This is a genomic window from Nitratireductor aquimarinus (genome assembly GCF_017255295.1).
Lineage (GTDB): Bacteria > Pseudomonadota > Alphaproteobacteria > Rhizobiales > Rhizobiaceae > Nitratireductor > Nitratireductor aquimarinus.
The window spans coordinates 388,792-407,516 of sequence record NZ_JAFKDE010000003.1 but is presented as its reverse complement, the minus strand read 5'-3'; the positions used below and the strand labels follow the sequence as shown (position 1 = coordinate 407,516).

The 18,725-nt window shown below is 63.6% G+C and carries 16 protein-coding genes; 5 read left to right on the top strand and 11 right to left on the bottom strand.

Annotated elements, in window-relative coordinates; genetic code table 11:
- Window positions 1-98 precede the first annotated feature (98 nt).
- Window positions 99-512, top strand: coding sequence for a hypothetical protein (locus tag JYP46_RS06640; protein ID WP_206547629.1), 414 nt, complete (start codon window positions 99-101; stop codon window positions 510-512).
- A 15-nt stretch (window positions 513-527) separates the two neighbouring features.
- Here JYP46_RS06640 and JYP46_RS06635 read toward each other — a convergent pair whose 3' ends face one another.
- The 3 genes from JYP46_RS06635 to JYP46_RS06625 form a co-directional block, all read right to left on the bottom strand.
- Window positions 528-2,348, bottom strand: a complete 1,821-nt coding sequence (locus JYP46_RS06635; protein ID WP_206547628.1) for a serine aminopeptidase domain-containing protein — start codon at window positions 2,346-2,348, stop codon at window positions 528-530.
- 190 nt (window positions 2,349-2,538) lie between these two features.
- The gene (locus JYP46_RS06630) at window positions 2,539-3,564 is read right to left on the bottom strand and encodes a hypothetical protein (RefSeq protein ID WP_206547627.1); all 1,026 of its coding nucleotides are present in this window, start codon (window positions 3,562-3,564) and stop codon (window positions 2,539-2,541) included.
- Window positions 3,561-4,136 (bottom strand): LemA family protein, encoded by a 576-nt coding sequence (locus JYP46_RS06625; RefSeq protein WP_206547626.1) that lies wholly within the window; start codon window positions 4,134-4,136, stop codon window positions 3,561-3,563. The genes JYP46_RS06630 and JYP46_RS06625 overlap by 4 nt, the downstream gene beginning before the upstream one ends.
- Window positions 4,137-4,357: 221 nt before the next feature.
- Here JYP46_RS06625 and JYP46_RS06620 point away from each other — a divergent pair, with 221 nt between their 5' ends.
- From JYP46_RS06620 to JYP46_RS06610, 3 genes are all read left to right on the top strand, one after another.
- A complete protein-coding gene (locus JYP46_RS06620) occupies window positions 4,358-5,653 on the top strand; it encodes a sodium:solute symporter family transporter (RefSeq protein ID WP_206547625.1) in 1,296 nt (431 codons plus the stop codon).
- Window positions 5,654-5,811: 158 nt separating this feature from the next.
- On the top strand, window positions 5,812-6,804 hold the full coding sequence (gene dusA, locus JYP46_RS06615) for a tRNA dihydrouridine(20/20a) synthase DusA (RefSeq protein ID WP_206547624.1): 993 nt from the start codon (window positions 5,812-5,814) through the stop codon (window positions 6,802-6,804).
- A gap of 92 nt (window positions 6,805-6,896) precedes the next feature.
- Entirely contained in the window at window positions 6,897-7,718 is an 822-nt protein-coding gene (locus tag JYP46_RS06610) for a sulfite exporter TauE/SafE family protein (RefSeq protein WP_206545382.1), read from the top strand.
- A gap of 50 nt (window positions 7,719-7,768) precedes the next feature.
- Here JYP46_RS06610 and JYP46_RS06605 read toward each other — a convergent pair whose 3' ends face one another.
- From JYP46_RS06605 to topA, 4 genes are all read right to left on the bottom strand, one after another.
- On the bottom strand, window positions 7,769-8,509 hold the full coding sequence (locus JYP46_RS06605; RefSeq protein WP_206545509.1) for an NUDIX hydrolase: 741 nt from the start codon (window positions 8,507-8,509) through the stop codon (window positions 7,769-7,771).
- Window positions 8,510-8,576: 67 nt separating this feature from the next.
- Window positions 8,577-9,038, bottom strand: a complete 462-nt coding sequence (locus JYP46_RS06600; protein WP_113155107.1) for a DUF983 domain-containing protein — start codon at window positions 9,036-9,038, stop codon at window positions 8,577-8,579.
- Entirely contained in the window at window positions 9,038-11,380 is a 2,343-nt protein-coding gene (gene rnr / locus JYP46_RS06595; protein ID WP_206547623.1) for a ribonuclease R, read from the bottom strand. Before rnr ends, JYP46_RS06600 begins: the two co-directional genes overlap by 1 nt.
- A gap of 4 nt (window positions 11,381-11,384) precedes the next feature.
- The gene (topA, locus tag JYP46_RS06590) at window positions 11,385-14,006 is read right to left on the bottom strand and encodes a type I DNA topoisomerase (RefSeq protein ID WP_206547622.1); all 2,622 of its coding nucleotides are present in this window, start codon (window positions 14,004-14,006) and stop codon (window positions 11,385-11,387) included.
- A gap of 311 nt (window positions 14,007-14,317) precedes the next feature.
- On the opposite strand from topA, the gene JYP46_RS06585 reads away from it, so the two are divergent.
- Window positions 14,318-14,566 (top strand): hypothetical protein, encoded by a 249-nt coding sequence (locus tag JYP46_RS06585; protein WP_113155110.1) that lies wholly within the window; start codon window positions 14,318-14,320, stop codon window positions 14,564-14,566.
- On the opposite strand, the gene dprA is transcribed toward JYP46_RS06585, so the two are convergent.
- From dprA to JYP46_RS06565, 4 genes are read right to left on the bottom strand one after another with little or no spacing between them, the layout of a single operon-like run.
- The gene (gene dprA / locus JYP46_RS06580) at window positions 14,528-15,661 is read right to left on the bottom strand and encodes a DNA-processing protein DprA (RefSeq protein WP_206547621.1); all 1,134 of its coding nucleotides are present in this window, start codon (window positions 15,659-15,661) and stop codon (window positions 14,528-14,530) included. The genes JYP46_RS06585 and dprA overlap by 39 nt on opposite strands.
- A complete protein-coding gene (gene plsY / locus JYP46_RS06575; protein WP_206547620.1) occupies window positions 15,658-16,272 on the bottom strand; it encodes a glycerol-3-phosphate 1-O-acyltransferase PlsY in 615 nt (204 codons plus the stop codon). The genes dprA and plsY overlap by 4 nt, the downstream gene beginning before the upstream one ends.
- Window positions 16,273-16,302: 30 nt before the next feature.
- Window positions 16,303-17,589 (bottom strand): dihydroorotase, encoded by a 1,287-nt coding sequence (locus JYP46_RS06570; protein WP_113155113.1) that lies wholly within the window; start codon window positions 17,587-17,589, stop codon window positions 16,303-16,305.
- Complete coding sequence (locus JYP46_RS06565) at window positions 17,586-18,548, bottom strand: aspartate carbamoyltransferase catalytic subunit (RefSeq protein WP_113155114.1); 963 nt, start codon at window positions 18,546-18,548, stop codon at window positions 17,586-17,588. The genes JYP46_RS06570 and JYP46_RS06565 overlap by 4 nt, the downstream gene beginning before the upstream one ends.
- Window positions 18,549-18,725 lie beyond the last annotated feature (177 nt).

The window sequence follows — 18,725 nt, the reverse complement described above, 5'->3', positions numbered from 1 at the left end:
CAGTACTGCGTCGCAAAACCACCCAAATGGGAGAGGCCACGCGCCGCATGATCGTGTCTCCTGCCTGCATTGAAGAACGCAGGGTGAAGGAGAACCAGATGCGAAGATTTTTGATTGGACTGGCTGCCATGCTGGGCCTTGCCATCGTCGGCCATGCGCCTGCCGCGATGGCCAAGACGATCTGTTCCATTCAGGCGGTCGAGGCGAGCAGCAAGGGACACCGCACCGGCAAGGGAGCCGTGGCGCGGGCCTGGGTCAACTGGCAGGGCAAGATGCGCAATGAGCACGGACGACGCTTCTCGGTGGCGCTTGCGCGTTCAACGCGCGGCTTTCCCAAGCGGCAGCGGGACGGGCGTTTCAATCATGCGGCCACGGTGCGCGCACAGGGTTGTTACGTCAAACGCGTCTCCTGCGTGACCGGCTCGGGCATTACGCCGGTCTGTGAATGCCAGCCGGACAGGCGGGCCGCGCTTCGGCAGGGCTGCGAGGTCTATGCGCCGGGGCGACGTTAAAAACCGGGCGGCCCCTCATTTCAGCCAGCCCACCGGCCCGGACATGATCCGGGCCGTCAGCTCGGCCTGGCTGTGAACGCTCATCTTCTGAAACGCCTTCTTCAGGTGCCCGCGCGCGGTGCTGACAAGAATGCCCAGTTCTCCGGCGATCTCATCCAGCGACATCCCTTCGGCGATCAGGAGCGCGATTTCCGCTTCCTTGCCGGTCAGCCCATAGGCCAGCTCGGTGAGCACGCGGCGCGTGTTGTCGTCATCGTCGCGTTCCGTAGCCCGCAGGATGAGGATGCTTGCCGGGCCCTGGCGCTGAAGTCCGGTCTGCCGGAGTGCCTGCGGGTGAAAATGGAAGCCGACCGGCGCATTGTCGTGCAGCACGATCCGGTCATTGTTGACCTTTCCGGTGTCCTCGGCGGATGCGCCTGAAACGAACAGTCGGCGGGTGGCAGCCGCGCTGAAGGCATCGCCATCGGTACCGGGGGAAGTTTTGGGAAAAATACGTAAGAGCGTTTCCCGGTAGGTCGTATTGGCGTGCAGCAGTGCGCCATCGGCATCGAGGATAGCAATGCCGATCTGCAGCTTGTCGATGACCGCCTGAAGCAGGACGCCCAGCGTGGCGTTCATCATCACCTGCCGGTTGAGGCTGAAGGCCCGCTCCCAGTGGGGCATCAGGCGTTCGATGCGCTCGGCCAGTTCGGCCTCCGTCATCTCGCCATCCTGCTCGGCCTCGTAGATGATCCGGTAAATCACCTCGGTCCAGCGCGTCTCGTCATCAATGGCGTTGTAGCAGAGCTCGACCAGTTCGTCGGGGCGCATGTCTGCGGGCGCGGCTCCGCCGCCGAGGCGGGCGATCACATCGCTCGCCAGCTGTGCGACGTCCACTTCGCTGTAGCGTGCGTCAGCGGTCGCTGCGCCATCCTGACCGACCCAGTCGAGAATGCGTTTTGAAATGCCGAAGCGCCTTTCTTCCAGAAACAGGCCGGAGCGTACGCCTTCGACACGTTCGGCGGCGACGTCCTCAATGCCGACTTCAGCCAGAAAGCGTTCGATGGGCGGCAGGAACCCGCCATCGCGCAGCATGGCGTCCTCACCGCCAAACATCACCAGAACCCGGGTGCCGGGCTTGAGGCGCGCATTGTTTGGCCATTTCCAGGCGGACAGCATGCCCGAGAAGATGTTCGACCAGTAGGCGGGGCTGGGAATGGGCCAGCCTTCCGGGTCGGACACGATCTCGCGGATCAGGTCCCGGTCGGTGCTGATGACATCTGCCGGATGCTCCCGGTCGCGCAGATGCGCGCCGAGAAAGGCATAGAGGTGATGCAGGATCTGTTCGTCCGGCTGGTCGGCGGCGCGAAGACGCATGCGGACCTTTGAAAAGGCTTTGCCGAACAGGGCAAGCGTTCTCTGGTTGGGAACCGGCGAGATGAGCACGATGTGGCGGGCAAGGTCGTGCCAGGTCTTCATCACTTCAAGCGTCATCAGCGCCGTGATGTTCGGCACCACGACGAGGCGGTCTTCCCACCCGACGCCATCAAAGCTGCGTTCCAGAAGATGGCGCATGTCGTCCACGGCCAGCGACCAGCCATCGCCGGTGTCCAGATGGCCGAGCGGCACCTGGGCGTCCGTGCTTTTGCCATGGCCGCGAATATCGCCGGAATGGGCATCCCAGCCGGCGGCGCGAAACCCTTCCGCCAGATCCGACAGCATGCCGGAATGGGTGGGCTGGCTGTGGCCGATGAACACGGCCCTGCGCGGGACGGAAGTGCGCGGCTGCGATGCCGAGCGCCATTTCCGGTAGAACAGCGGCGGGCCGTTCACACGCGCTAAGTATTTGGCTTCCATGGGTTCCTCCTGCATGCCCTTCTGGCAGACGCCGGCTGAACCGACACTGAACGGGGCGTGCAGATTCCCCGAAACGGGGGAAACCTAGAGCATTTTGCAGTCAGGTGGAAACACCAGACGTCCGCATGAATGCGCAGACCGGGCCGGCATCAGCGATGCCAGCCGGAACAGGATACAGATGGCTACGCGCCTATTCGACGTAGCGCTTGATGGCGAATTTCGCTTCTTCGAAGTCTGCCGCTATGCCGGCCAGAAGTGTGTCGATCCGGTCGGGGTTGGCGTTCTTGCCCACAAGCCTGTCCTGCGCCATGAAGAACAGAACATCGTCATCCACCACGAAACCGACATTGTGGTAGCGCTGAAGCAGGTCGAGCATGGTCGCCTGTGTCGCGGGGGTGAGAATGCGCAGAATGTCGTGCTCCACCGCGTTTTCATCACCGCTCTTTGCTGTTCCGGTGATGTTGAAGGCGGCGTTGAACTGCACGGATTCGGTCTTGATGTCCCGGTCGAGCGGCCCCCTGTTGACCAGGTTTTCCGGGCGGATGACGGCGCGAACGCCTGTCTTGCGGCCAATTCTGTAGGCCCCGAGCAATGAGAAGAAGACGCCGAAGCCGCCTTTGCCGCCATGCGCGTCTTCACGCAGCGACTTGTCTGCCGCAAGCCCGGCCTCCATCTGCATGGCGCCGATGGCCATCCAGAAAGGCAGGTCGTCTTTGGTGCTTTTGCCCCAGAATTCGCCGTCGAACTCAGCGCCCATGAACGCGCCGACCTGAAGCTTCGTCAGCTCCGGAACAAGGGTCTCGACGGCTCTGGCGCGTTCCGATTTCACACGTTGTGCGCGCCGTTCCGCACCATCCGAGGACCAGGCCGTTTGATAGGCCATCACCCGCTCCATCAGCTTGCCGGTGTAGGTCCAGCCCTTCTGCCGTGCGAGCCTGACGCGCCGCAGGGTCTTTCGGCCATCTTCGTTCTCCAGCTCTGCGGCGAAGATGAATGCGCCGAAAAGAACCGTGGTGACGGCGACCGGAATGAAGGGGAACCCGTCAGCGAGGAAACCCTGCACGAAGGTCCACAACATGGCGGCAAGCGCGGCGATGGGAAGGAAACGCCGAACCGGAGCGGGCAGGGTGATGCCGGTCTTGATCTGCGAGATGTCGTCGGTTTCGACCGAGATGGTCCCCTGAACGGGATCCCAGTGGCCGCTGACGGCGTTCACGCCTGCGCTCCCGGCAGATCGATGGCCGGCACGGCCTCGACATGTTTGCGTTCGGCATCCGAGAGCGCGAAGAAGTCTGCCCGCTCGAAACGGAGCATGGCGGCGACCCAGCTTGAGGGGATCGCATCGAGCATGGTGTTGTAGCGCTCGACATTGCCATTGTAGAGCCGGCGCGCGGCGCTGACCTGGTCTTCGGTCTCTTCAAGCTGCTTCTGCAGCTCGAGTATGTTCCCCGTCGAGGTGATTTCCGGGTGATCTTCCGTATAGCCAAAGAAGCTGCGCAGGCTCGCCGTCAGTTCGGCCTCGGCCTCCTGAACCTCTTCCATCCTGCCATTGAGTGCGGCGACCGCCTTTTCACGCACGTCCAGAATGCTGTCGAACAGGCGGTTTTCCTGTGCGATGGCGCTGCGCGCCGCCGAGACGAGCGCGGGAACCAGATCGTGTCGTCGCTTGAGCTGCACCTGAACGCCGGAAAAGCCGTTCAGTACGGAATTGCGGGCCGATGCGAGGCGGTTCTGGAAGAAGACGAACCCGCCAAACAGGACGAGGACGATGATCAGTATGGTTGTCATGCCGGCTTTCACTTTCTGCAGAATGCTGCCGGCAATCGAGCAAATGGGGAAACCAAGCGCCTCTCCCATTTGAGGGAGTGAGCACTTTCAGATGGCGCTTGTGGCATCGAAACGGGGCCACACTGTCCGTTCAGACGGTGCTTCCGGTCTGGCGGCACGCCTAGTCTCCCGTCACGCGAATCGGCGTTTCAGTGGGCGGGAACCGGGACAGAAGACCGACGATGGACATCAATCTGCAATTGCCGCTGATCGGCGCGGTTCTGGCGCTTCCGGCGCTCTATGCGCTCTGGCGCGCGCCTTCGGGAACGCGCGACGATTTCATCTTCAATTCCGGCCGCACGGGGTTCTGGGGCACGCTTGCGGGCATTGTCTGCGGCAATATCGGAATCGGCACCTTCGTGGCGATCATGCTTTTTTCGGCGGCGAGCCCCGTGATCGGCGTTTCGCTGGCATTCGCCTACACGCTTGGCCTCGTGATCTGCGCAATCATCGCACCGAACGTGCATGCGCTCTCTGAACGGCACGGGGTGAGGGGGCTGATCGATCTGATCGTGGTCACCCACCGCATCCGGCAGCCCCTTCTGGTCTGGCTGCCCATTGCGTTCGTGTTTCTGCTGCGCGCGACCGTGCAATTGCTGGCGCTGGCGGCGATCCTGATGACGATCCTGCCCGTATCACAGCTCGCGGCGGTGGGGCTCGCGGCCCTTTGCGCCGGCGCATACACGGCCATCGGCGGCTATCGCGTGGCCACGGAAACGGATGTCGTGCAGTCGCTCATCATCGTTGCCGGCATTGCGCTTTTGACATTCGCCAATCTGGGTGCGGTTCCGCAGACCGGGCCATTCTTCGATCTGGGCCCTTATCGGCTGCCGCTCCTTATCGGTGTCTGGCTCTTCATCCCGGTCAGCGCGGTGCTGGCGGTGGACAACTGGCAGCGCATGGCGACGGCGCGCGATCCGCAGGTGGCGCGCAGGGCATTTCTCGCCGGCGCCCCGCTTTGCCTCCTGTGCTATCTCGGCATCGTCTGGCTTGGGCTCGGCGGCGCAGTGGAGGGCGCGATAACGAGCGGCCTGCACGGTCTTGTGCCGGCGGGCCATGGCTGGATCGTCGACCTGATGCTGATCGCCGTGGTCATGTCGACCATGGACACATTTGTCATGCCGCTGATGACCGGGCTTGAGCGCACGATGCTGCCACTCAGGCAGTTACAGCTGATGGTGGTCGCCGTTTTCGCCGGCATGGCCCTGATCGGGGCGCTGTTCGGTGACCTCCTGTCTTCCATCATCGCCGCCTTTTCATCGCTCGCCGTGTTCCTGCCGACCGTGCTTGCAGCGGTCCTGGGCCACCGGGTCAGTGCGCCTGCCGCCATCCTGTCGCTGAACGCGGGCGTGATTGTGACGCTCCTTCTGCTCACCGTGGATCAGAATTCCGCGGCGCTGGTGGGCTGCGCATTCGCGGCCATGGTCTACGCTTTCACCGCCTATCTGACAGGCAGTCGCCGGGCCATCGCCGGTTAGGGGGCGATTGAAAAACGGGGCAAAATCCGGTTTCCATCCTTCGGTCCGGTGCTCCAGCGCATGTTACCTTTGAAAAATGGTGCGCGATGGGGCACATATCTGCGCAGAGAGGCGCGTGACCGCGCCGCATCATGAAACACTGCAGACAGAACCCGTAAATGGCTGAGTACAATCAAAAATTCGCCGTAGCGCCCATGATCGACTGGACGGACCGGCATTGCCGCTACTTCCATCGTCGGCTGACAGAGCGCGCGCTGCTCTATACGGAGATGGTTGTTGCAGATGCTGCGATCCATGGTGACCGGTCGCGCCTCCTGGGCTTTGACGAGAGCGAACATCCAGTGGCGCTGCAGCTTGGCGGCTCCGATCCGCAGAAGCTGGCGCAGGCCGCGGAGATCGGCGCTGAATTTGGCTATGACGAAATCAACCTCAATGTCGGTTGCCCCTCCGACCGGGTGCAGTCCGGCACGTTCGGCGCATGTCTGATGAAGACGCCGGAGGTTGTCGGTGCGTGTGTCGCCGCAATGAAGGAGCGTGTGTCGGTTCCCGTCACGGTCAAATGCCGGATCGGCGTGGATGAGCAGGACACGCAGACAGCGCTTGATGCGCTGGCGGAGGCTTCCTGGTCGGCTGGTGCGGATGCGCTGTGGGTGCATGCGCGCAAGGCCTGGCTTCAGGGGCTCAGCCCCAAGGAAAACCGCGAAATCCCGCCGCTCGATTATGACCGTGTCTATCGCCTGAAGGCGGCGCACCCAGACCGCTTCATCGGCATCAATGGCGGGGTTGCAACGCTGGAGGACGCCGCCGCGCATCTTGCGCATGTGGATGGCGTCATGATGGGGCGCGCGGCCTATCAGAACCCGGTCGTTCTGGCCGGCGTCGATGCGCTCCTTGCCGGAAGCACGCCGCAGAAGGTTGATTTCGAAGGGCTGATCGACGCCATGGCGGCTTATGCCGGGCGGCACATTGAAGCAGGCGGACGCCTGTCGCATGTGACGCGGCACATGATCGGTCTGTTCCACGGCTATGACGGCGCGCGCCGCTACCGGCAGATCCTGTCGAGCGAGGCGACGCGGGCAGGCGCGGGGCCGGAGGTGCTGCGCGCGGCGTTTGCCGCCGTTGATCTCAGCACGCAGCGTGACGCGGCCTGAGGCGCGTTCAATCATCACGCATAATCTGCAACAAGCCATGGGGTGTTTCAGCCGAGCGGATCGGCCGAACCGGGGCGGGAGAGGAAACTGACATGAACCTACCGATTGGCGAGATCGCCATGTTTGCCGCTGCCCTTGCGGCTGCGGGCGTCGTGGCGGGCGTTCTGGCCGGGCTGTTTGGCATTGGCGGCGGGGCGATCCTCGTGCCGGTGTTCTATCAGGTCTTCGGGCTGGTCGGTGTGGACGAGGCGGTGCGCATGCATCTTTCCGTCGGCACCTCGCTGGCCATCATCGTGCCCACCTCGCTGCGCTCGTTCCGCGCGCATTATCTGCGCGGAGCGGTGGATATGGACCTCCTGAAGAGTTTCGTCATCGCGGTGCCGGTGGGCGTGGTGCTTGCCTCGCTCGTTGCGGCCTATGTGTCGAGCGGCGGCCTGCGCGCCATCTTTGCGGTGATCGCGCTTCTTGTCGGTGTGCGGCTGCTTTTGAACCGCGAGAGCTGGCGGCTCGGCACGGAGCTTCCGGGCAATCCCGTGCGCTCGATGGTCGGTGTTCTGATCGGCTTCCTGTCGACGCTGATGGGCATTGGCGGCGGCGTTCTGAACAACACCTTCATGACGCTGTTCAACCGTCCCATGCACCAGGCTGTAGCGACGTCATCCGGCGTCGGCGTTCTGATCTCAATACCGGGCCTGTTTGGCTATGTGTGGGCCGGGTGGGGCGAACCGCTTCTGCCGGTCGCCTCGACCGGCTATGTGAACTGGATTGCGGTGTTCCTGATCATCCCGATCACGCTTCTGGTTGCGCCGCTCGGTGTGCGGATCGCCCATGCGCTCGACAAGCGAAAGCTCGAAACGGCGTTCGGCATCTTCATGATCATCGTTGCGGCCCGCTTCGGCTGGAGCCTGATCTGATTCCGCTCAGAAAAATTCTCTAGAGCGTTTCCGCTTTTCCTGGAATTGCTCTAGATAAGCGTCCGCTCGAAGCGGTTGCGGCGCATTGCGTAGAAAGGAACGGGTGCGCCGGGGGCAAGGTCGGGATCGACCTTGAGACGCGCCTCTAGATCATCGAGGATCGTGCAGGTGATCAGCGGAACCTCGGTTTCCTTGGCTTCAGGAATGGGAAGCCAGACCAGCTCTTCCAGTTCGTGGGTCGGCCCGCCATCGGGCAGTTCGACGGCCACGTCATCGCGCCAGGCGGCGAGAAAGCGTGTGTCGAAGCGGCGCACGCGGCGCGGCGGCGTCACGGCGCGGGCAATGTAGCGAAGGCCCGAAAGCGACGGGCAGACGCCGTGCTCGACAAAGCCCTGCCAGTCCTTTGCAGCAGTCGAAAACGCACCCTTTTCACCGATCAGAAGCCCTGCTTCCTCATAGGTTTCGCGGATTGCGGACATGGCGACGGCGCGGGCGCGCGCGGCCGTGGCGCGCGATCCGGTGCCGATGAGACGACGCTCTTCATCCGGGTGGAGACCGGAGGCGACGGGAATGCGGCTGTCGGCGGGGTCCGTGCGTCCACCGGGAAAGACGAAGCGGCCGGGCATGAAAGCGTGTTTGTGGTGGCGGCGACCCATCAGAACGCGCACCTGATCGCCGCTGCGGTCGAGCAGGATGAGCGTTGCCGCGTCGCGCGGGCGCATCGGCTTTCCGCCAAGCGAAAAGTCCTTTGCCTCGGCGCGGTCCACCGCCGCCTTGTCGAGACCGTCCATACGGTTTGGCCGATCACTCATCGCTGTCTCCTGAAAGCTCGCATCGCTGTGCCGCATCGATGCGGCGTCAGCGCATCTCGTCTGAGGCGGAAGCATCAAGCTCCGGGTGGGTTTCGATGATATCTTCCTCGCCACCGAAACCGTGCATGTAATAGGCCCATTGCAGCCCGACAACTGCGCCCTTCATCGGTTCGATGAGGAGCAGCGACATGATGATCGTGAGCGGCACCCAGATGGCCAGATGAACCCAGCCGGCCCAGTCGGTCACGGCTTCCAGTCCCATGAACGCGCCGACCACGATATGGCCAACGACGAAGATCACCAGATAGGCAGGCAGATCGTCGGCGCGGTGATGATGGAAGGCCTCGCCGCACTCGGAGCATTCGTCGGCGGTCTTGAGATAGGTGCGGAACAGCTTGCCACGGCCGCAATTGGGGCAGCGCCCCAGAAAACCGCGCTTCATCGCCTCGCCAAGCGGGCGTGTCGGCTTCTGCCCGGCTGCTGCGCCGCCGTAAACCTTCTGTTCCATTACCGTCTCCTGCTCTGGCTGGCGCGGCGGCTTTTGCCCTGGCTGCTTCGACGGCGGCCCTTGGCCTTGTGGAAGGATTTCATGGAGCCGGGAAGCTTGTCGGGCTTGCTCAGCATCTCGAAGCGCATCGCGCCGGCCATCGGCGCGATTTCGACGAGGCGAACCGAGACGGAATCGCCAAGCTGGAAGCCACGGCCGCTGCGCTCGCCCACCATGGCGTGGCGCGCTTCGTCATAGATATAGTATTCGTCGCCCAAAGTGGAAACGGGAACGAAACCGTCCGCGCCGTAATCCGGCAGCTGAACGAAGAGGCCGGCCTTGGCGACACCGGAGATGCGGGCGTCGAATTCCTCGCCGACACGGCTGGAGAGGTGTTCGGCGACCAGCCGGTCGACCGTGTCACGTTCGGCGGCCATGGCGCGGCGCTCGGTGGCGGAAATCAGGGCGGCGGTCTCTTCAAGCCGCGCCTCTTCCTCGGGCTTCAGGCCATCATCGCCCAGACCGAGTGCGGAGATCAGTGCGCGGTGAACGATCAGGTCAGCGTAGCGACGGATCGGCGAGGTGAAGTGTGCGTAGCGGCGCAGGTTCAGACCGAAATGGCCGAGATTTTCCGGCGCGTAAACGGCCTGACTCTGGGAGCGCAGGACCACCTCGTTGACAAGCTGTTCGTGCTCGGTGTTGCGCACGCGGGAGAGAATGGCGTTGAACTGCGAGGGGTTCAGCTGTGCGCCGCGCGCCAGCGAAATCTCAAAGCTCTGCAGGAATTCGCGCAGCGCCTCCTGCTTGGCGAGCGAGGGCGCATCGTGCACGCGGTAGACAAGCGCCTGACGCTTGGCTTCCAGCGTTTCAGCAGCGGCCACATTGGCCTGCACCATGAATTCTTCGATGAGCTTGTGCGCATCGAGGCGCGGCGGCACGACAACGCGGTCGACCGTGCCATCTTCTTTCAGAAGGATCTTGCGCTCCGGCAGATCGAGTTCGAGCGGCTGGCGCTCCTCGCGGCCGCGCCTGAGCGCGCCATAGGCGTCCCACAGCGGCTGGAGGATCGTTTCCAGAAGCGGACCCGTCTTGTCGTCGGGATTGCCGTCTATGGCGCTCTGAGCCTGCTGGTAGGAGAGTTTTGCCGCAGACCGCATGATGACGCGGTGGAACGAATGGCCGATCTTGCGGCCCGTCGCGGTAAAGCGCATGCGCACGGCCATGGCCGGGCGGGCTTCGCCTTCACGGAGCGAGCACAGATCGTTTGAGATGCGCTCGGGCAGCATCGGCACCACCCGGTCGGGGAAATAGACCGAATTGCCGCGCTTGAGCGCTTCGCGGTCGAGCGCAGATCCCTGACGCACATAATGCGCGACATCGGCAATGGCCACGGTGGCGATGAAGCCGCCACGGTTCTTCTCGTCCGGATCAGGCTCGGCCATGACCGCGTCGTCATGGTCTTTGGCGTCAGCCGGGTCGATGGTGATCAAAAGGCGGTCGCGCCAGTCTTCACGGCCCGAAAGCGTGATCGGTTCAGCGGCCTCCGCCTCCGCGATCACCTTATCGGGGAAGACATGGGGGATTTCATGGGCGTGAATGGCGATCATGGAGACCGCCTTTTCGCTCGACAGCGACCCGATGACCGAGGTGACCTTGCCGCGCGAGGGGCCGTAGCGCCCGCCGGAGACCGGTTCGACCTCGACCAGATCGCCGTCCTGGGCATCGTTAAGATAATCCGCGTCGATCACCAGTTCGCGCTGCGTGCGCTCCACCGGTTCGATGCGGAAGCCGCCATCCTTCGATTTGCGCACGACGCCGAGCACATTCTGCCGGCGCTTCTCGAAGACCTTCATGACACGGCCCGTATAGGCCGGACCATCCTTGCTTTCGGTCGGAAAGACGCGGGCCAGAACGCGGTCGCCAATGCCGGCGGCCTTGCCGCCCTTCTGGGTGCGGATTTCGACCAGGGGCAGGGGGCCTTCGCCCTCGTCCTGATCGTCTTTCTCTGCGGGGCGCGCGAGCAATGCGCCCGATGCGTCACGCGAGAAGATGTCGAGCACCACCACATGCGGCAGCGCGCCGGGGCGCAGCAGGCGCTTGCGGGTTTTCTTCAAAAGCCCCTCATCCTGCAGGTCGCGCAGGATATCTTTCAGCCAGATGCGGTCGCCGCCCTTGAGGCCGAACGCCTTGGCAATGTCGCGCTTCGCCGTGCGGTCTGGGTTGTCGGTGATGAAGCGCAGCACCTCGTCGCGGCTGGGCAGTCGCGTATCGGAAGGCCCTTTTGCGCCAGATGCCCCTTTCGCGCCGGATGATTTTGCCGAACGGGGCTTGGATCTGGACTTGCCGGAGATGCTGCGCGCCAAGGCGTTATTCCTCTTTCTTGGCTGCGGTCTTCTTTTTGGCCGCGGTGGTTTTCTTTGCCGTCGTTGTCTTCTTCGCAGCAGGCTTTTTCTTGGCAGCCGGCTTCTTTTTTCCGCCCTTGGCCGCTTTTGCCGCGATCAGCTCCACGGCTTCCTCAAGCGTCACTTCCATCGGGTCCTTGCCCTTGGGAAGCGTGGCGTTGATCTTGCCGTGGTTGACATAGGGGCCATAACGGCCGTCGCGCACGGTGATCTTGCCGCCCTCGTCGGGATGATCGCCAAGCTCCTTGAGCGCCGATGGCGTGGAGCGGCCGCGACCGCCCTTGGCCTTCTTCTCGGCAATGACGGTCACCGCGCGGTTGAGGCCGACGGTGAACACATCCTCGACGCTTTCCAGATTGGCGTAAGCGCCATCATGAAGCAGGAAGGGGCCATAGCGACCGATGCCGGCGGAGATCATCTTGCCGGTTTCGGGATGCTCGCCCACCTCGCGCGGCAGGGCGAGAAGCGAGAGCGCCTTTTCCAGATCCATGTCGGCCGGAGACCAGCCCTTGGGCAGACCGGCGCGCTTGGCTTCCTTGCCTTCGCCACGCTGCACATAGGGGCCGAAACGGCCCGAGCGCAGGGTGATGTCCTCGTCGGTCTGCGGATCCTTGCCGAGCACCTTGTCGCCGTCGACGCCGTTCTCGCCATTCTCGCCGTTTCCAGCCTCGCCGAACTGGCGGGTGAAGCCGCATTCGGGATAGTTGGAGCAGCCGACGAATGCGCCGTGCCGGCCAAGTTTTAGCGAAAGCTGGCCGGTGCCGCAGCGCGGGCAGGCGCGTGGATCGGTGCCGTCTTCCTTTGCCGGGAAGGCGAGCGGAGCAAGTTCCTCGTTCAGCGCATCGAGAACATTGGTGACGCGCAGTTCCTTGATCTCGTCCACATGACCGGAGAAGTCCTGCCAGAAATCGCGCAGCACATCCTTCCAGGAGAGCTGGCCGTCGGAGATCTTGTCGAGCTTCTCTTCAAGGCTGGCCGTGAAGTCGTATTCCACGTAGCGCTCGAAGAAGCTCTCCAGAAACGCCGTGACGAGACGGCCCTTGGCCTGCGGCATGAGCCGGCGCTTCTCGATGATCACGTAATCGCGATCCTCAAGCGTCTTCAGCGTCGCGGCATAGGTGGACGGGCGGCCGATGCCGAGCTCTTCCATCTTCTTGATGAGCGAGGCTTCGGAATAGCGCGGCGGCGGCTCGGTCGTGTGCTTGGTGACGTCGATGGTCTCGCGGGTCTGCTCCTCGCCCTCGCGGATCTCGGGCAGGCGGCGGCTCTCTTCGTCGTCGGCGTTCTCGTCCTTGTCGATTGCATAGGCGGCAAGGAAGCCTTCAAAGCGGATCACCGAGCCAACGGCGCGCAGGCCCGCATTGCGGCCAGCGTTCTCGGCAAGGATCTCGACCGTGGTGCGCTCGATCTCTGCCGGCTGCATCTGGCTGGCGATGGCGCGCTTCCAGATCATCTCGTAGAGACGGGCCTGATCCGGATCGAGATAGCGGCGCATCTGGTCGGGCGTGCGGGAGAAATCCGTCGGGCGGATCGCTTCGTGCGCTTCCTGGGCGTTCTTGGCCTTGACCGAATAGAAGCGCGGCTTCTCGGGCAGGTAGCGCTCGCCGAAATTGTCGCCGATCGCCTTGCGGGCCTGATCAAGCGCCTCGGGCGCCATCTGCACGCCGTCGGTACGCATATAGGTGATGAGACCGGCGGTCTCGCCGCCAATATCGATGCCCTCATAAAGGCGCTGCGCGACCTGCATGGTGCGCGATGCGCCGAAGCCGAGGCGCGAGGAGGCGGCCTGCTGCATGGTCGAGGTGGTGAAGGGCGGTGCGGGGTTGCGCCGCGTCGGCTTGGCCTCGACGGACAGCGTGCGGAAGGTCGCGCCCTCCAGCATGGCCTTGATGTCGTCGGCCTGCTCCTGGCTCTTGATGTCGAGCTTCTGGAGCTTCTTGCCTTCAAGCGTCGTCAGGCGTGCCTCGAAGCTCTCCTGGCGGGGCGTGGCGAGCTTTGCCGCGATCTGCCAGTAGTCTTCGCGGATGAAGCGCTCGATCTCGGCTTCGCGGTCGCAGACGAGCCTGAGCGCCACGGACTGAACGCGGCCGGCCGAGCGTGCGCCCGGCAGCTTGCGCCACAGAACCGGCGACAGGGTGAAGCCTACCAGATAATCGAGTGCGCGGCGGGCGAGATAGGCATCCACCAGCGGCGTGTCGAGGTCGCGCGGATTGGCGAGCGCATCGAGAACCGATTTCTTGGTGATGGCGTTGAAGACGACGCGGCGAACCGGCTTGTCCTTCAGCGCCTTCTTCTGTTTCAGAACCTCAAGCACATGCCAGGAAATCGCTTCACCTTCGCGATCCGGGTCAGTGGCGAGGATAAGGGTGTCAGCCTCCTTCACGGCCTTGGTGATATCACTCAGGCGTTTGGCGGAAGGGCTGTCGACACTCCACGACATGGCGAAGTCTTCGTCCGGGCGAACGGACCCGTCCTTGGCCGGCAGATCGCGCACATGGCCGAAGGAGGCGAGAACCTTATAGTTCGAGCCCAGATATTTGTTGATGGTTTTCGCCTTGGCAGGCGACTCGACGATAACGAGATCCATAAGCTTTCAGATTTCCCCGCAGGCTTCCGGCTTTGTCGCCGCGCCCCGCATTTTGAACGAATCCAGCCCCGTCACATGGCCGTGCTTTACCCCGCGGTCAAGGGCCAATGGGAATTTCGTCCGCTGGCGAAGGGCTGTGGACGGCGGTGCGTTTATCGTAAATTTATCGTTTATTTGTTTATAACGGCATGTATACTCCATCTGGGTCCTTAATGGAGAAGTACCGGGGAAACAGGCAACACTGGGGCTGCACAACAGGAGCATCGGGGCTGTGAAGAGGGGTGCCGCGCGCTGGAAGGGAGTGTCGGCGAATGGGCGAACAGTATGGAAGGAGACGTACCGAGACGCTTGATTACGTTCAGGCGATGCTCGGGCAATTGCGGACGATGGCGCTTTCCGAACGGTGCGATATGCTCGCCTACCTGATCGAAATGGCCTATCTTGAGGCCAGCGACATCATTCGTGGCGAACGACCGCATCGGGTCGGGCAAGGTCGCGGGGTCGGGGAATGCCGTCTTGAGCTAGATGTCGGTGGGAACAAGCGAGACCGCGCTTCCTGAGTGCCGTTCGAGCCGGCCCGCCAGATCAAGTTCAAGCAATATGGTCATGACCTGTGCCGGGTGTAGCCCGGTATGGCGAATGAGATCATCGATAAGCACGGGCGTCGGTCCCATCGTGTTGACGATGTGGTCGCGCTCGCTTTCGCTTGGGGGCGGAGCGGAGATCAGGGGCTCCGGCTCTTCAAAGCTTTCCGTTCTCACGGGCGGCGTGTCCAGAAGCGGCAGAATTTGCGACACCACGTCATCCATCTCGGTCACGAGGATCGCGCCATCTTTCAAAAGCGCGTTCGCGCCGCCCGCCCTTGGATCGAAGGGGGAACCGGGCACCGCGAAAACCAGCCGTCCCATCTCTCCTGCCAGTCTGGCGCTGATGAGAGAACCGGACCGCTTGGCGGCTTCCACCACCACGAGACCGAAGGCAATGCCGGCAACGAGGCGGTTGCGGCGCGGGAAATCGCGCGCGCGGGGCGTCCAGCCGAACGGCATTTCGCTGATCACCACGCCGCGCTCGGCGATCTCTCCATAGAGCCTGTCGTTCTCGGGCGGATAGGGCTTGTCGAGCCCGCCGGCCAGCGCGGCGACGGTGCCTGTCTCCAGACTGCCCTTATGGGCGGCAGCGTCGATGCCGCGCGCGAGGCCCGAAGCAATCGTGAAGCCGGCGCTGCCAAGGTCCGAGGCCAGGCGCTGGGCCATCTTGATGCCGGTGATGGATGCATTGCGCGCGCCAACCATGGCGATGGTCGGGCGCTGGGCGATTGCGGGATCGCCTTTCATGGCGAGAAGCGGCGGGGGCTGGTCCATGCGGCGCATCAGGGGCGGGTATTCCGGCTCGCCCACAGCGACGAAGCGCGCGCCGAAACGGCGGGCCTGTTCCATTTCGCGTTCGGCGTCCTCGCGCGTCGCGATCACGATGCGCCGATTGGCGCCACCGCGCTGCGCAAGTTCGGGAATCATCTCAAGGGCGGTTGCGGCCGAGCCGAAATGATTGACGAGCTGGCGAAAGGTCGCCGGCCCGACATTCTCGCTGCGCAGGAGCTGCAGCCAGTCGAGGCGCTGTCGGTCACTGAGCCGCACACCGCCCCGGGGCGCGTTCACCCCTTGCCCCCGATGCGCGTTTCCGTGCCGGATAGAAGGCGCGCAATGTTTGCGCGGTGCTTGATGAAGACGATCAGGCTCATCAGAACGAACAGTTCCGCCGCCTGCACATATCCAAGCAGGTAAAGCCCGATGGGCACCGCGACGGCGGCGACAAGCGCCGACAGTGAAGAGTAGCGGGTGAGGAAGGCGACGGAGAGCCACACTGCGGCGAAGATCAGCGCGCCGGGCCAGGCGATGGCGACGAGCACGCCGAGATAGGTTGCCACGCCCTTGCCGCCGCGAAAGCCGAGCCAGACGGGAAAGAGGTGGCCGAGAAACGCGCCAAGCCCGGCTGCGACCGCCTGATCAGGCCCGTAGAGCCCGGCCAGGAGAACTGCCACCGTGCCCTTGAGCGCATCGCCCAGAAGGGTGAGGGCGGCGAGCTTCTTGCTGCCGGTGCGCAGCACATTGGTTGCGCCGATATTGCCTGAGCCGATCTTGCGCACATCGCCCTTGCCCGCAAGCCGCGTGATGATGAGGCCGAACGGGATGGAGCCGAGCAGATATCCGAAGACAAGCGCGGCAATGAGATAGGGCAAGGCTACTTGCCAACTGATGGGATCTGGCATCCGACTCTCTCCCCCGGTGTTTCGGAGTGCTCAGGCGCTGAACACTGTGCGGCCTGCAACCATTGTTTGCAAGACCCGGCCCTGCATGCGCGCGCCTTCAAAGCAGGTGTTCTTGGACAGCGAGCGAATGTCTGCCTCGCGCACGATCCACGGCGCATCAATGTCGACAAGCACCAGATCGGCAGGCGCGCCGGTCTTCAGCGTGCCGCCGGGCAGGCCGAAAAGCCGTGCCGGCGCGGTCGACAGGCACTCGATCAGGCGCAGCAGCGGCAGGTCGCCATTGTGATAGAGACGCAGTGCAGCAGCCAGAACGGTTTCGAGGCCGATGGCCCCGGCTTCGGCTTCGGCAAAGGGCAGGCGCTTCGTGTCGACATCCTGCGGGTCGTGCGAGGAGACAATCACGTCGATCGCGCCCGATTTCAGCGCTTCCACCATGGCAAGCCGGTCGTCTTCGGTGCGCAGTGGCGGCGAAAGCCGGAAGAAGGTGCGGTAATCGCCGATGTCGTTTTCGTTGAGCGTCAGGTGATTGATGGAAATGCCGGCGCTCACCTGCGCGCCTTCGTCCTTGGCGCGGGCGATGGCAGCCGCTGACATGGCGGTCGAAATCTTCGCCGCATGATAGCGCCCGCCCGTCAGGCCTGCGAGCATCAGGTCACGGGTGAGCGGAATGGTCTCCGCCTCGCGGGGGATGCCCGGAAGGCCGAGCCAGCTTGCAAAAAGCCCCTCATTCATCACGCCGGAGGAGGCAAGATGCGGATCCTGCGTCTCATGGGCGATGGTGATGCCCAAATCGCGCGCATAGGTGAGGGCGCGCCGCATCACCAGCGCATTGGCAATTGTTGCACGACCTTCGGTGAGCATCACCGCGCCTGCCTCGCTGAGCAGGCCGAACTCGGAAAGCTCCTTGCCGGCAAAGCCTCTGGTGACGGCGGCGGAGGGAAACACGTTGACCACGGCCGTCTCGCGCGCCGTGCGCTTGACGAATTCCACCAGCGCCACATCGTCGATGACGGGCTTGGTGTCGGGCATCATGATCAGCGATGTCACGCCGCCGGCGGCTGCCGCGCGGCTGGCTGAAGCGATGGTCTCGCGATGCTCGGCACCCGGTTCGCCGATGAAAACACGCGAATCCACGAGGCCCGGCATGACGGCATGGCCCTGGCAGTCGACAATCGTTGCATTGTCGGGCGCACCCTGGTTCAGCGCATCAGCGCCGGCGGCGGCAATAGCGCCGTCGATGACGATCACCGCGCCGCGCTCATCGATGCCGCGCGACGGGTCGATCACGCGGGCGTTCTGGAAAACCGTCGCGCTCATGCTGCGCCTCCTTCCGCGTTGCGTCGCGGATCGAGCAGCGCATCCATCACGGCCATGCGCACGGCAACGCCCATTTCAACCTGCTCCTGAATGAGGCTCTGCGGCCCGTCGGCGATTTCCGAGGCGATTTCGACGCCGCGGTTCATGGGGCCGGGATGCATGACAAGGACGTCATCCTTCGCCGCTTTCAGCTTTTCCGCATCAAGCCCGAAATGGCGGAAATATTCGCGAACGGACGGAACCAGAGAGCCGGCCATGCGCTCGCGCTGCAGGCGCAGCATCATCACGATGTCCGCGCCCTTGAGGCCTTCGTCCATGCGGGTGAACGGCTCGACGCCCATCTGGTCGATGCCGGAAGGCAGAAGCGTGGAGGGGGCGACCACCCGAACCCGCGCACCCAGCGCGTTGAGCAAAACGATGTTCGAGCGCGCCACGCGCGAATGCAGAACGTCGCCGCAGATCGCAACCGTCAGCCCACCGATCCGGCCCTTGGCGCGGCGGATGGTCAGCGCGTCGAGCAGGGCCTGGGTCGGATGTTCGTGCGCGCCATCGCCGGCATTCACGACCGAGCAGGAGACCTTTTGGGCAAGAAGCGCAGCCGCGCCCGCCGCCGCATGGCGGATTATCAGAATGTCCGGGCGCATCGCGTTCAGCGTGATGGCCGTGTCCAGCAGCGTCTCGCCCTTCTTGGTCGAGGAACTGGCGACGGACATGTTCATCACGTCAGCGCCAAGCCGCTTGCCAGCCAGCTCGAACGAGGACTGCGTGCGCGTCGAGGCTTCGTAGAACAGGTTTATCTGGGTGCGGCCGCGCAGCGTGGCGGTTTTCTTTTCCTGCTGTCGTGAAATGGCAACAGCGGCGTCGGCCCGGTCGAGAAGCATCTCGATATCCAGCGGCGACAGGCCCTTGATGCCAAGCAGGTGGCGGTGCGGATAGAGCGGGAAAGAAGTGTTTGTCATCTCAAGAGTTTGCTATAGGCCCCGCCCGGCAAGCCTGCAAGCGCGCATCACGCGCGCACTTGATTAATCCGGCAAAAGTAACAGGTTTCTGTTTTCATGGATCGCCCCCGTTTTCATGGATTGGCAAGGTGTGGTTGCCATCATGCATCGTTAAAAGTGCGTTGATTCCCGACGCGC